At 51.4% G+C, this 13,720-nt stretch carries 11 protein-coding genes and 1 pseudogene; 10 read left to right on the top strand and 2 right to left on the bottom strand.

Annotated elements, in window-relative coordinates; genetic code table 11:
- Positions 1–11 precede the first annotated feature (11 nt).
- From mtgA to HBA93_RS11915, 9 genes are all read left to right on the top strand, one after another.
- A complete protein-coding gene (gene mtgA, locus HBA93_RS11875) occupies positions 12–779 on the top strand; it encodes a monofunctional biosynthetic peptidoglycan transglycosylase (protein ID WP_122092637.1) in 768 nt (255 codons plus the stop codon).
- Positions 780–1,038: 259 nt separating this feature from the next.
- Positions 1,039–1,221, top strand: coding sequence for a 50S ribosomal protein L32 (gene rpmF, locus HBA93_RS11880; protein WP_022709922.1), 183 nt, complete (start codon positions 1,039–1,041; stop codon positions 1,219–1,221).
- A 301-nt stretch (positions 1,222–1,522) separates the two neighbouring features.
- On the top strand, positions 1,523–2,707 hold the full coding sequence (locus HBA93_RS11885; protein WP_221723403.1) for an acetyl-CoA C-acetyltransferase: 1,185 nt from the start codon (positions 1,523–1,525) through the stop codon (positions 2,705–2,707).
- 875 nt (positions 2,708–3,582) lie between these two features.
- Positions 3,583–6,654, top strand: coding sequence for a helicase-related protein (locus tag HBA93_RS11890; RefSeq protein WP_502910106.1), 3,072 nt, complete (start codon positions 3,583–3,585; stop codon positions 6,652–6,654).
- A 4-nt stretch (positions 6,655–6,658) separates the two neighbouring features.
- A complete protein-coding gene (locus tag HBA93_RS11895; RefSeq protein WP_221723405.1) occupies positions 6,659–7,063 on the top strand; it encodes an RNA-binding S4 domain-containing protein in 405 nt (134 codons plus the stop codon).
- 594 nt (positions 7,064–7,657) lie between these two features.
- Positions 7,658–7,996, top strand: a complete 339-nt coding sequence (gene fdxA / locus HBA93_RS11900; RefSeq protein ID WP_121994126.1) for a ferredoxin FdxA — start codon at positions 7,658–7,660, stop codon at positions 7,994–7,996.
- A gap of 437 nt (positions 7,997–8,433) precedes the next feature.
- Positions 8,434–9,012: a CarD family transcriptional regulator gene (locus HBA93_RS11905; protein ID WP_121994125.1), complete on the top strand. Its 579-nt coding sequence runs from the start codon at positions 8,434–8,436 to the stop codon at positions 9,010–9,012.
- Positions 8,990–9,259: a hypothetical protein gene (locus HBA93_RS11910; protein WP_221723406.1), complete on the top strand. Its 270-nt coding sequence runs from the start codon at positions 8,990–8,992 to the stop codon at positions 9,257–9,259. The genes HBA93_RS11905 and HBA93_RS11910 overlap by 23 nt, the downstream gene beginning before the upstream one ends.
- 50 nt (positions 9,260–9,309) lie before the next feature.
- Positions 9,310–10,215, top strand: a complete 906-nt coding sequence (locus HBA93_RS11915; RefSeq protein WP_221723407.1) for an RNA polymerase factor sigma-32 — start codon at positions 9,310–9,312, stop codon at positions 10,213–10,215.
- A gap of 169 nt (positions 10,216–10,384) precedes the next feature.
- Here the strand turns inward: HBA93_RS11915 and pyk are convergent, their stop codons facing one another.
- Together pyk and HBA93_RS11925 are read right to left on the bottom strand one after the other, a co-directional pair.
- A complete protein-coding gene (gene pyk / locus HBA93_RS11920) occupies positions 10,385–11,821 on the bottom strand; it encodes a pyruvate kinase (protein WP_221723408.1) in 1,437 nt (478 codons plus the stop codon).
- Positions 11,818–12,210, bottom strand: a pseudogene (locus HBA93_RS11925) (DUF1036 domain-containing protein); the annotation flags it as partial. The pseudogene HBA93_RS11925 and the gene pyk, both read right to left, overlap by 4 nt.
- Before the next feature lie 707 nt (positions 12,211–12,917).
- On the opposite strand from HBA93_RS11925, the gene HBA93_RS11930 reads away from it, so the two are divergent.
- On the top strand, positions 12,918–13,715 hold the full coding sequence (locus HBA93_RS11930) for an N-formylglutamate amidohydrolase (RefSeq protein ID WP_221723409.1): 798 nt from the start codon (positions 12,918–12,920) through the stop codon (positions 13,713–13,715).
- Positions 13,716–13,720 lie beyond the last annotated feature (5 nt).

The raw sequence follows: 13,720 nt of genomic DNA on the forward strand, positions 1-13,720 counted from the left end.
CTGCGGGCACAATGACAAAATTTGTCATGTATAAGGAGGACGGAGATAAAGGGGACGGTCATCATGAAACCGCAGCTCCGAAAACCGTCGCCAGCTTTGTGGCGGAGCCGGTGAGCGTGCGGCCGTGGTATTGGCTGAAGCGTTTTTTGCTGTTGCTGGCAATTGCACCTTTCGCTCTGCTTTTTCTTTATAAGTTGCCTTTTGTACATCCGGTATCAACCTTGATGATCAAGGATCTGGTGACGCTGCAAGGTTATGAGCGCCAATGGGTGCCGCTGGAGGATATTGCGCCGGTGCTGGTCAATTCGGTGATGATGTCCGAGGACGGGCAGTTTTGCAGCCATAATGGCATTGACTGGAACCAGCTGAAGCTGGTGCTGGGCAGTGATGGTGAGCCAAGCCGGGGCGCATCGACGATTCCGATGCAGACTGTGAAAAATCTCTTTCTCTGGAACGGGCGCTCTTATGTACGTAAAGCGCTGGAATTCCCGCTGGCGCAGGCTGCTTCATTGATTCTTTCCAAGCGCAGGATGATGGAGATTTATCTCAATATCGTGGAGTGGGGTGACGGGATTTATGGTGTTGAAGCCGCTGCCCAGCATTATTTCAAGCGTCCCGCATCCAAATTGACGGCGCGGCAGGCTGCCTATCTCGCAGTTACACTTCCGAATCCGATTCTCCGCGATGCATCCAAGCCAAGCCGCGGTATGGTACGTATTTCCCGTATTATTGAGCGCAGAGCCCAAAACAGCGGTGCTTATGTCGGTTGCGTGCAATAAAATCAGCAAAATTTGAGCAAAAGCGAGAAATCTTTTGTCCTTTGGCCGGGAATGATGCTATAGGGCAGCGACTGAAATACATTTCTGAGCAGGTTTTTAAGCCGGTAAATCGGGATTTGCATAAAAAAAATGCGAGTCCTGCTGGTCAAAAGACGTTTGAGCGTGTATAGGCAGCAAAACTTTCCGGAACAATGTCCGATGTGACAGCCTTGCTTTAAGGCACCGGACATTCGATTGACTAATCACTGGAGCAGAATCAATGGCTGTACCTAAACGAAAAACTTCCCCTTCGAAGCGCGGCATGCGTCGTTCGGCTGATGCGCTGAAGGCTCCGACATATGTTGAAGACAAGAACTCCGGCGAACTGCGTCGCCCGCACCATATCGACCTGAAAAGCGGTATGTATCGCGGCCGTCAGGTTCTGGAGCCAAAGGAAGCGTAATTTCGCTTTTTCTTGGAGCTTTTAAAAAGACCGGCTTTTCAGCCGGTCTTTTTTTGTTTGCAATTTGCCTGTCTATTCCGCCAGCGCATCACCTGTGCAGCGAGGACCAGTTGTTTCTGGCGTATTTTGCGCAAAAGCACGGCAATCTGCCTGTAATGCAGCACGGGGTTATGCGAAAAATTCAAAACCTTGATCGCAATTAGTACCAGCATCATTTGTAACTGACGTTATACTGAAGGAAAGCCGGTTCTGCGTATATGCGGAAAACAGGCATTATTGGGATGTGAGGAAGTTATCTGTCATGAGCAAAGAAACAACAGTCGTTATTGCCAGCGCTGCGCGTACTCCTGTCGGTTCATTCAACGGGGCTTTCGCCAATGTGCCTGCCCATGAGCTGGGCGCAACAGCAATTAAGGCTGCGCTGGAGCGCGCCGGTGTTGCTGCCGCTGATGTTGATGAAGTGATTTTCGGTCAGGTGCTGACAGCAGGGCAGGGGCAGAATCCGGTGCGCCAAGCAGCGATTGCTGCCGGTTGCCCGATTGAGACGACCGGTTTTGCCGTGAACCAGCTTTGCGGCTCCGGCTTGCGCTCTGTTGCACTGGGCTTGCAGCAGATTGCTAATGGTGATGCGTCGGTGATTGTTGCCGGCGGTCAGGAATCCATGTCGATGGCTCCGCATTGCGCACATCTGCGCTCCGGCACAAAAATGGGCGACATGACCATGATCGATAGCATGATGAAAGATGGTCTGACAGACGCTTTCCACGGCTATCCAATGGGCGTGACAGCGGAGAATATTGCTGATCGCTGGCAGCTGACCCGTGAGGATCAGGATAATTTTGCCCTTGCTTCCCAAAACAAGGCTGAAGCTGCACAAGTCGCAGGTCGTTTTAAGGATGAGATCGTGCCTGTCACCATCAAAACCCGTAAGGGTGAGGTGGTTGTGAGTGAGGATGAATATATCCGCCACGGCACCACGATTGAAGCTTTGCAGAAACTGCGTCCGGCTTTTGCCAAGGAAGGTACAGTCACTGCCGGTAATGCCTCCGGCATTAATGATGGTGCCGCAGCAACCGTACTGATGAGTGAAGCGGAAGCAGAGCGTCGCGGTATCAAACCACTGGCACGCATCACCTCCTGGGCAACGGCAGGTGTTGATCCGGCAGTGATGGGCACAGGACCAATTCCGGCCTCACGCAAAGCACTGGAGAAAGCCGGTTGGACAGTGAAAAATCTGGATCTGGTTGAAGCCAATGAGGCTTTTGCGGCGCAGGCTTGCTGTGTGACCCGTGAGCTGGGGCTTGATCCGGCAATTGTCAATGTGAATGGCGGTGCAATCGCTATCGGTCATCCTATCGGCGCTTCCGGTGCCCGTGTTCTGACCACGCTGCTTTATGAAATGCAGCGCCGTGATGCCAAGAAAGGTCTGGCGACCCTGTGTATCGGCGGCGGCATGGGGGTTGCGCTCTGTGTTGAGCGCGACTGAACGTATTTGCAGATAAGTTAACAAGGCCCATTGTTACGAAAATCGAAGCCCCGAAGAAAATTAACCTTTTCGGGGCTTTTTGTTGCAGTGAAATTGCGTTTCATAAAGGCCTAATACTATATATAGTATCTATAATTTGTTTTGGCTCTGTATTTTGTGAAAACGAAACAGGAACTTTCATATAGCAGCGATTCGTCGCCGATTCGTTCAGGGTTTGGCCGAAAGCTTAATGAATGCATGTTGTTTCGCTGCAATGTAGCGCATTCCGGTAATGTATTTTTAATCTTTATTAATGCTGTACGGGTTTTTAAATTGGTATTATGCGCATGTTACCACATCACTATGTGCGGTCGGTGGTAAAAGTTAATTTCTCTGTTTTTTAACTCGCCGTTCCTGTGCTGCTGAATCTGTATATTGTGTCTCTGACTGCAAGAAACACAGGATGTTGTTTTAAACAAAATGAGAACTTGCGAAAACCATTGATTCGTAGCCTCTTTGTTCTTCTCGTGTTCTTTTCATTAAGATACAGGGTTTTTGCGGGCATTTTAGTGGATTCTAACGCCTGAAATACGCATAAAATTCTGAAAAACCCGGGCTTTTATGAGGAGCCGACATGGTTTCCTGTCATTTTCTGAAGTTTTGATACAAAAGAAGTCATAAAGGTGCCGTTGTTACCCTTTTAGTCAGAGGCAGATAATGCTACCTGCTTTGCTCAATCTGTACTGACTGACGGCAGGCAGACAGAAAAATGGGGTTTGCCGGATCAGGTTGGCTATATTGCAAAATATGGCGCTGACCTGCGGGGCGGATTTCATGTGTAACGACTTCATGAGACGGGGAATAATCAATTCCGCATGAATGACCAGAAGAACTCATTGACGCCTCCGCTTGGGGCGGCGTCTCTGCATCAGGGAACAGCACCGCTTATTGTGAGCGGGCGCGATGTAACAGCTGTGCTCGGGCCTACCAATACCGGCAAGACTCATCTGGCGCTGGAGCGTATGCTCGCGCATGAGAGCGGGATCATTGGTCTGCCGCTGCGTCTGCTGGCGCGTGAAGTCTATAATAAGCTGGTTACCAAAGTCGGCCCTGAAAAAGTGGCGCTGGTCACAGGCGAAGAAAAAATCATTCCGGCCGGTGCGAAATATTCCGTATGTACAGTTGAAGCTCTGCCGCGCCAGACCAATGCAGCTTTCGTTGCCATTGATGAAATACAGCTGGCTGCCGATCTGGAACGCGGCCATATTTTCACAGATCGTCTTTTACATTTGCGCGGCCGGCAGGAAACCTTGTTGCTGGGTGCAGCAACCATGCGGCCTATTCTCGAAAAGCTGCTGCGCGGTATCAATATTATTACCCGCCCGCGCTTGTCGCATCTGGCTTATGCAGGTTCGAAAAAGATCACCCGCCTGCCACGCCGCAGTGCCATTGTCGCTTTCTCTGCTGATGAAGTCTATGCGATTGCCGAACTGATCCGCCGTCAGCGCGGTGGTGCGGCCGTGGTCATGGGTGCTTTGAGCCCGCGTACCCGCAATGCACAGGTGGAGCTTTATCAGTCCGGTGATGTGGATTTTCTGGTCGCGACCGATGCGATCGGCATGGGACTTAACCTTGATGTTGACCATGTGGCCTTTGCGCAGGCGCGTAAATTTGACGGATTTCAGTATCGTGATCTGAACCCCGGTGAGCTCGGGCAGATTGCCGGGCGTGCAGGCCGCCACCTGCGCGACGGTACATTCGGCGTCACCGGTCAGGTTGATCCGTTTGATAAAGATCTTGTCGAGCGGATAGAATCGCATAATTTCGACGCGGTTAAAGTGTTGCAATGGCGCACGGCTCAGTTTGATTTTTCATCTGTTCGCGCATTGAAGCACTCATTAGACCGTTCAGCGCCTTTGGAAGGGTTGACACGGGCACTACCTGCGGTTGACATGCAGGCGCTTGAAAATCTGGCGCGTGATGAAAACATTATGCGGCTTGCGGATACGCCCAAGCGTGTGGAAATTTTATGGGATGCCTGTGCGCTTCCCGACTATAGAAGGATTGCGCCGGCACAACATGCCGATATTATTGCCGCAATCTATAAGGATATCATCCGCAAAGGTTTTGTGGATGAAGACTATATGAGCGAGCAGGTGCATCGGTCCGACAGGACTGATGGTGAGATCGACACTCTATCTCACCGTATTGCACAAATTCGCACATGGACTTTTGTGTCGCATCGGCCAGGCTGGCTGGCAGATCCGATACATTGGCAAGAAAAGACGCGCGAAATTGAGGACAGATTGTCCGACGCGCTGCATGAACGGTTGACGAAACGCTTTGTAGACCGCAGGACAAGCGTGCTTATGAAGCGCCTGAGAGAGAATGCCATGCTAGAAGCAGAAATTAGCCCGACAGGGGATGTCCTTGTCGAAGACCACAATGTCGGGCAGTTGGAAGGATTCCGATTTACCGCCGACGTCAAGGCCGAAGGGCCGGACGCGAAAGCGGTAAAGGGGGCTGCACAAAAAGCGCTGGCCGCTGAATATGACCGTCGTGCAGAGCGCTTCTCTGCTGCGGCCAATGGCGATTTCGCCCTTGGCTCGGATGGTATTCTGCGCTGGGTCGGCGCTCCGGTTGCAACTCTGGTTGCCGGTGACAGCGTGATGCGCCCGCGCAGCGTTTTGCTGGCTGACGAGCAGCTGACAGGTGCTTCCCGTGAGAAAGTACAGAGCCGTATTGACCGCTTTGTCGCTCATCATATTGAGACCGTTCTCAAGCCATTGCACGATCTGACCGAGGCTGATGCCCTGACCGGCATGACCCGTGGTCTGGCTTTCCGTCTGGTTGAGAGCTTCGGTGTTATCCAGCGTCGTGACATTGCTGAGGAAATCCGTGGTCTCGATCAGGATTCCCGTGCAGCTCTGCGTCGTTTCGGCGTACGCTTCGGTGCCTATCATGTATTTATCCCAGCATTGCTGAAACCGGCTCCGGCAGGTCTGATGACATTGCTCTGGGCGCTGAGCAATGATGGTCGTGAACGCGCCGGTTACGGCGATGTGGTTCATGTTCTGGCTGCCGGCCGTACATCGGTTGTGGTTGAGCCGGATTTTGATCCGGTATTCTATACATTGGCCGGTTATCGTGTACTTGGCCGCCGTGCAGTGCGTTTTGACATTCTGGAACGTCTGGCTGATCTGATCCGCCCGGCTCTGGCCTGGCGTCCGGGTGCAGGTCTGCGCGCTGAAGGTGCTTATGACGGTGCCCGTTTCATGGTAACGCCGTCGATGATGTCTATTCTCGGTGCGACGCCGGAAGACATGGAAGAAGTACTGAAAAGCCTTGGCTACCGTCATGAAGCGATGGAAGCACCGGCTGTTGCTGCCAAGCTTGCAGAGCTGGATGCTTTTGCTGAAGCTGATGCTGCCAAACAGGCAGGCGAAACTGTAACGGAAGCTGCCGCTGAAACTGAAGAACAGCCGGAAGCTGTGGCAGAAATCGTGAAGACGGAAGAAGCTGAAGTACCGGCTGCAGAAGTGGCTGAAGCTGCTGATGCTGCAGTTGCAGAAGAGCCAGTGAAAATGGTTCTGCTGTGGCGTCCGGGTCGTCATGATAACCGCAGCCGCGAGCAGGGCAAGGGACGCGAGCAGAACCGCAACCGTCCTCAGGGTAATCGTCGTGCGCCTGCTAAAGACGGTGCACCGGCTGATGCAGCTAAAGACAATGCTGGTGACAATCAGAACCGTGAAGGTCGCAGCAAACGGTTTGAAAAAGCCGCACGGGTTGATTTCCGCAACGGTGAGCAGAAATCCGGCCGGAATGAACATCACAGCAAGCCGCGTCATGGCAAGCGGGATCATGCTCAGGATCAGAAACGCGTTGAGCGCAATGAGCGCCCAGTGCAGATTGATCCTGATTCACCATTCGCCAAGCTGCTTGCTCTGAAAGAGCAGTTGAAGAAATAAGCGCATGAATACGGGCGCTTTAAAACAACGCATTGATAAATGGTTGTTTTTCACCCGCGTCGTTAAATCACGCTCGCTCGCGGCAAAACTGGCTGCCGGCGGGCGTGTTCGCGTTAACCGCGATAAAATAGATCAGGCGTCTTACGGTATTAAAATCGGAGATGTGGTGACGGTCACACTGGATCGCCGCATATTGATTTATAAAGTGCGCGAACTCGGAGAGCGTCGCGGCTCTTTTCCTGAAGCGCAATTACTCTATGAAGATCTGACACCGCCAACTGAAAAGACCGAAGAGCAGATGGCTGCTGTTGGCGAAAGGCGGGATGCCGGCTCCGGCCGTCCGACAAAGCGCGACCGCAGGGCAACGGAACGGCTGAAACAAGGTGGTTCCGGTTTTGATGACCTTTGAGCCGGAGCGTGTCGCGTTTAATCTTACGCATAGCGCTCGCGTCTCAATTCTTTTCATTGCCGCATGTTTGTGAATGCTAAATGAGCCCATTTGAGCCAAACATGCTCTGGCCGGTTGGGCTGATGTGAGTCGCATTTCGGGTATGGTTTAGTAGCCTCGCCGGTGTTTCCGGAAGCTGAACTATGCTTGAGATACTGAGTCGGGCTTGACGGTTTTTTCAAATCTTCGTGTTGGCTTGTTTTCTGTCCTGAATGAAGAATGATCCGGCGGAAGGATTGTGCTTTGTTAAAAGCCAGCGGGAACGCAGTTTTTCAGAAAATACAGTGATGCAGAATGTGGTTCTTTTTTGCGGCGGAGCGTCGCGGCTGAGGGAAAACCCCCTTGCAAGCTGCGACTAAAGCCTTTACCTGACAGACAGGTTTTCTGCCGTATTTGATATAGCGCAGTTGCTGAAAAACGGCATTCCGGTTTCGCAGGCCGGATGGCAGGATCAGTCAGTTATCCTGACGCTCTGCCGAGCATTATGCCAAATGATATGATTGTAATTTTGGCCACAGATTATGTGTGGCAGTTCAAAGCTCTGGGAGTTCGACAATGACTTATGTCGTGACCGATAACTGCATTCGTTGCAAATATACGGATTGCGTGGAGGTCTGCCCTGTCGATTGTTTCTATGAAGGCGAGAATATGCTCGTCATCAATCCTGATGAGTGTATTGACTGCGGCGTGTGTGAGCCGGAATGTCCTGCTGAAGCGATCCGTCCGGATACAGAGCCTGGTCTTGATAAATGGATTGAGCTGAATTCTGAATATTCAGCGAAATGGCCAAATCTCACCGTTAAAAAAGATCAAATGCCGGAAGCCGTTGAAATGGATGGCGTCGCCAATAAGCTTGAGCAGTTCTTCTCGGCAGAGCCTGGCGAAGGCGATTGATTCTCCGCTGATATGCCGGGATAACCACAGGATCAGCCCTGTCAATTAACGGTTTATTAACACAAAACGCCCGGTCAGGCGGCTTGTGACGGCATTTTGTTGATTCTGCCGGTTTTTTGTGTTACTGTTCACGTTAATGTCGATGAGCAGGCGTCATTTCGTGGCGGCTAAAGGTATTCACTGAAAGGCTGATATAAATTACAGGCTGAAATAGTGCCGGGGCAAGTTTGTTTTTAAATTTTGCTCCCACCGTTTACCCTGTGATTTTTTTTGCTTAAGTTTTGCCTCAGCATCCCTTTTACATTCTGTTTCGGCACTTGTTTTAATCAGCTGTTATGCTTGTTCCGTTTCCCGCGGGGCCGGTTGCAGGACTGATTGTATCACCGCGTGTAAACCGGCGCTCCAGGTGCCGGACACTACAGGGAGTATTGAAGCGTATGTCATCCCAGCAGAAGAAGGCCGCCGTCCGTCAGGGTTTCAAGACGGGTGAGTCTATTGTGTATCCGTCGCATGGTGTGGGGCAGATCGTTGCAATCGAAGAGCAGGAAGTTGCAGGCATGAAGCTTGAACTTTTTGTTATTGATTTCGATAAAGATAAGATGCGCCTTAAAGTACCGGTGGCGAAAGCAGCTACCATTGGTATGCGTAAATTGTCAGAAGGTGATTTCGTAGAGCGCGCCTTGAAAGTCTTGCAGGGCCGTGCCCGTATCAAACGCACCATGTGGTCGCGCCGGGCTCAGGAATATGATGCAAAGATCAATTCCGGTGATCTGATTTCCATTGCAGAAGTTGTGCGCGATCTTTTCCGTGCAGAAAACCAGCCGGAGCAGTCTTACTCCGAGCGTCAGCTTTATGAAGCAGCTCTGGATCGTATGGCGCGTGAAGTTGCAGCTGTAAATAAGCTGTCTGATACAGAATCTGTACGCCTCATTGAAGCTAATCTGGCTAAAGGACCGAAGCGCGGTGCTAAAGCTGATGAAGCTGAAGTTGAGGATGATGAAGCCGAAGCCGCGTAAGTTTGCGCCACTCAGGCTGAAACATAATCTTTATAACAATAATGCCGTTCTGTTCATTCAGAACGGCATTATTGTTTTATGTATACACCTTCGCTTCGTGCCAATGATTGCGCAGCATGTATCGGTTCTGAAGCATGTGCTGGAGCACAAAAAATGTTTTTCAAGCTCTCTGTTCAAAAAAATCATAAAATTAGCAGAAGATGAAGGAACCGGCCTTCCATTGATGCGTTTAACTCCTAGCGGATAACGTGATCCTCATAAGCAGGTTGCGTTGATATTTTCGTTATGGAGATTGAAATGAAGCCTGTAGCGTCCTCCTCCACCGAAGTTACGAAACGTACCGTCTCTTTTGTATCCTCACGAAATCTTATTCGCAGTGCCATGGCTGCTCCTTATCTTGAACGGGAACAGGAACAGGCACTTGTTCAGCGCTGGAAAGAGCAGGGCGATCAGCATGCACTGGATGAAATTACCTCATCTCATATGCGATTGGTGATTTCCACCGCCGGACGTTTCCGTAAATTTGATCTTCCCATGGCTGATCTCATACAGGAAGGGACGGTTGGGCTTATGGAAGCTGCCTTCCGCTTTGAGCCGGAGCGTGATGTGCGTTTTTCCACCTATGCGATCTGGTGGATCAGAGCATCAATACAAGATTATATTCTGCGCAACTGGTCCATTGTGCGCGGTGGTACAAGTTCAACGCAGAAAGCTTTGTTTTTCAATTTGCGCCGCTTGCGTGCCAAACTGGTGCAGAGCAATGAGACCTTGGCAAAACGCGAATTATATACCCGTATTTCCAATCAGCTCGGCGTGTCTGAAAAAGACGTGGAGCTGATGGATTCCAGATTATCTGGCCCCGACAGTTCTTTAAGCATGACTGTTTCGCCGGATGACAGTAGCAGTGCGGAGAAGATTGATTTTCTGGTCGACGATCACCCGCTGCAGGATGAAATTGTTGAGAATATGATCGACAGCGAGCGACGTGTCAGCTGGCTGAAACAGGCATTATCCGTGCTGAATGATCGTGAATTGCGTATTATCCGCGAGCGTCGTTTGAAAGATGATGCCGTAACACTGGAAATGCTGGGAGAAAAACTTGGTATTTCTAAGGAGCGTGTCCGCCAGATTGAAAACCGTGCTTTGGAAAAACTGCGGGCTGCCTTGCTTTCCCAGAATGGCATTGCGGCCTATCACGCCTAAAGCGTGCCGCGTTTAATGAAATCCATTGCGCGCTCTGGATTTTATTATTTGTGCATGTTCGCGAACGCTGCATGAATCCATTTAGCTGCGACATGCTATAAGCATGGCTTGATGTGCCAATAAAAAAGCCCGCTTTAAAGCGGGCTTTTTTATCATGTGAGGCTGATCATCAGATCCCTGTCAGGCCGTCCATGCCGATATAAGCAATACGCAGCATATTGGTGTTGCCAGGGGTTCTGAGCGGTACACCGACAGTGATAATCACACGATCACCCGGTTTGGCGAACTCTTCCCGATAGGCAATATGACAGGCGCGGTTGACCACATCATCCAGATCGCGCGCGTCTTCAGTGACTACGCAATGCAGCCCCCAGACGATCGACAGGCGGCGTGCAGTCTCAACGACCGGAGACAGGGCAATAATCGGTGTCAGCGGCCGCTCACGCGACGCTCTGAGACCTGTGGTGCCCGATGAAGTGTAGCAGATGATCGCCGAAAGGTTCAGCGTGGTGGCAATCTGGCGGGCTGCCAGCGATACTGCATCCGCACCGGTTGCTTCCGGTTCGGAACGCTGATTGTTGACGATGGACGGATAGTTCGGATCGCGTTCCACTTTCTCCGCAATCCGCGCCATGGTTGCAACCGCTTCAACCGGATAATCACCGGCGGCGGATTCCGCAGACAGCATCACCGCATCCGCACCGTCAAATACAGCGGTCGCCACGTCGGAGACTTCCGCACGGGTTGGCACCGGAGCAGAGATCATGGATTCCAGCATCTGGGTCGCAACGACGACCGGCTTGCCGGCTTTGCGGCAGGCGCGCACGATCTGTTTCTGAATGCCCGGAACGCTTTCCAGAGGCATTTCCACACCCAGATCGCCACGGGCAACCATCAACGCATCCGACAATTCGATGATCTCATCGAGACGGGTTACAGCCTGTGGTTTTTCAATCTTGGACATCAGGGCAACACGGCCACGCGCAATCTTGCGCACTTCCGCCAGATCTTCCGGACGCTGAATAAAAGACAGCGCTACCCAGTCAATATCTTCAAGCAGTACGGCATCAAGATCGCGGCGGTCTTTTTCAGTCAAGGCGCCAACCGGCAAAGTCGTATCCGGCAGGCTTACGCCCTTACGGTCAGAGATTTTTGTACCGGAGATCACTTTACAGCGAATGGATTTACCGTCTGTCTCTTCTGCCTGCAAAGCCAACCGGCCATCATCGATCAGCAGGCGGTCACCAGCTTGTACGGCCTGCAGAATTTCCGGATGCGGCAGGAAAACACGGTTTTCATCACCCAGTGTTTCATCATCATCAAGCGTGAAAATCTGACCCGGTGTGAGTTCAACTTTGCCGTCTTTGAATTTGCCGACACGAAGCTTCGGTCCCTGCAAATCTGCGAGGATACCGATCGGCCGTCCGAGCTTATGCTCTACATTGCGGATGCGGCGCACCAGCTCGCGCATCAGATCGTGATCAGCATGGCTCATATTGATGCGGAAGACATCGGCACCGGCCGCGAATAATTTTTCAATAACCGCTTCATCCGAAGATGCGGGCCCAAGTGTTGCGAGGATCTTTACCTTACGCGCACGTCTCATTGGTGATTGGTTCCTGTCACTGTGGCATTGCCGGCAGGTGCATCATCAGTCAGCTGCACCATCCAGCTTGATTGTTCGCCCGTATCATATTCCTGAAAACCGGAGCGTTGATAACCGCGGGCAAAACAGTCATTCACGCCGTTAATTTTGAATTCGTTTTCAGCCACACACATATTGACCTTGCCGTCCCAGCGGCCACCGCCCTCTGAATCTTCAGCATAAACATAGTAATAGCGGGAGGTCAGCGGGCCTTCGATCAGGGTCTTGCAGCTTGATCCGTTAATATGCCACCAGCCTTCTGTGATCCATCCGCTCTTGGCACGATAGCCGATTGCGACACCGACAAGGTTTTGCGTCGAATTGCAAACGCGAAAATCGGCACGGGCTTCAGGCGCGGAAAAAACGACAGAAATCAATGTGACTGAAACAAAAGCCAGACAATAGAACAAGGTAGAATGAAGACGCATCCGCCAGAACCTTTCAGCGCACGGTACTGCTTAAATATGACAGCAAGGTGTAACAGTCTGACCATTATCACCGGACTGCATCTTTTGTTCCGGCTCTGCTTTTGGCAGAAACAAATGATACAGCACTGCAAACAACCGGGTTGCGGCACCGTATCTGCTTCACCATGAAAATGCGATGCCGTAAAGCCGCATAATTCACGCAAGTTGCAGGCAGACTCAAGAGCCTGAGGTCAGTTTTCCGCTGTAAATCAGAACTAATTGCAAAATAGCCTGCCTTGCCGGTCAAGCCGCTATCGGCAACCTTTGCAATCATCTCCGGCAGATAGTGACGGATCACAGTCTGAAAAATACCTCCTGTTTTGCGAATTCAGTGGTTTTCAGTTGCCGCAACTATAATCAAATCGATTTAATTGCTGTTCTGTCTATAGCCCACACTCCGACCGTATACTAGAGCGTATCGCGTTTAATTATATCCGCTGCGTGTGCTCTACCTATTTGTTTTTACGTCTATCCATTTGGGCCAGATATGCTCTGGCCTTTCTTGCAAAATGGAGCGCCGGTCACAAATGGCTCGCAATTCCTTGCAATCCATTTATATGTTGATCATCCAATCCATAGCCGGAAACGAGATGACAGGTTTTTCCCCTTTTGAGACCATTGACGGTGATTTTGCGCAAGGTCTGTTGCTGATTGCCGATCATGCCAGCCGTGCAGTGCCTGAGGATTACGGCACGCTCGGGTTGGAGCCGCGTGTTTTTGAGCGCCATATCGCCTATGATATCGGCGTTGAGATGCTGACCAGAGTGCTGGCAGAAAAGCTGAACAGTCCGGCTGTGCTCGGCGGTTTTTCGCGGCTGCTGATTGATCCGAACCGCGGCGAGGATGATCCGACGCTGATTATGCAGCTGTCTGACGGCGCTGTTATTCCGGCCAATTATCCGATGCATGAAGAAGAGCGCGAAAACCGGCTGAACCGCTTTTACCGCCCTTATCACAATGCGGTTGATGCAGCCTGTAACAAGATGTTGCAAGCCGGTAGCCGCGCTCCTTTTGTCGTCTCTGTTCATTCCTATACGCCGGTCTGGAAAACCATACCGCGCCCGTGGCAGGTTGCATTGCTCTGGGATAATGATGACCGGGCGATAACACCGCTTCTGTCGATGTTGCGTGAAGACGGCACATTATCTGTCGGCGATAATGAACCCTATGACGGCGCTCTGCGTAATGACACATTGTTCCGCCACTGTACCGCCAAAGGCTATGCCAATGTGCTGATTGAAGTGCGGCAGGATCTGATTGCGACGCCGGAAGGTGTGCAGGTTTGGGCTGAACGCCTTGCGCCGATGCTGGCACATATCAATATGATGGATGGTATTCACGATACCCGCCATTATGGTTCACGCACCGATTTCGTTGAACGGGCTTGAGCTGC

Origin of the sequence: Ochrobactrum sp. SFR4 (assembly GCF_019730395.1) — a bacterium.
Classification (GTDB): Bacteria; Pseudomonadota; Alphaproteobacteria; order Rhizobiales; family Rhizobiaceae; genus Pseudochrobactrum.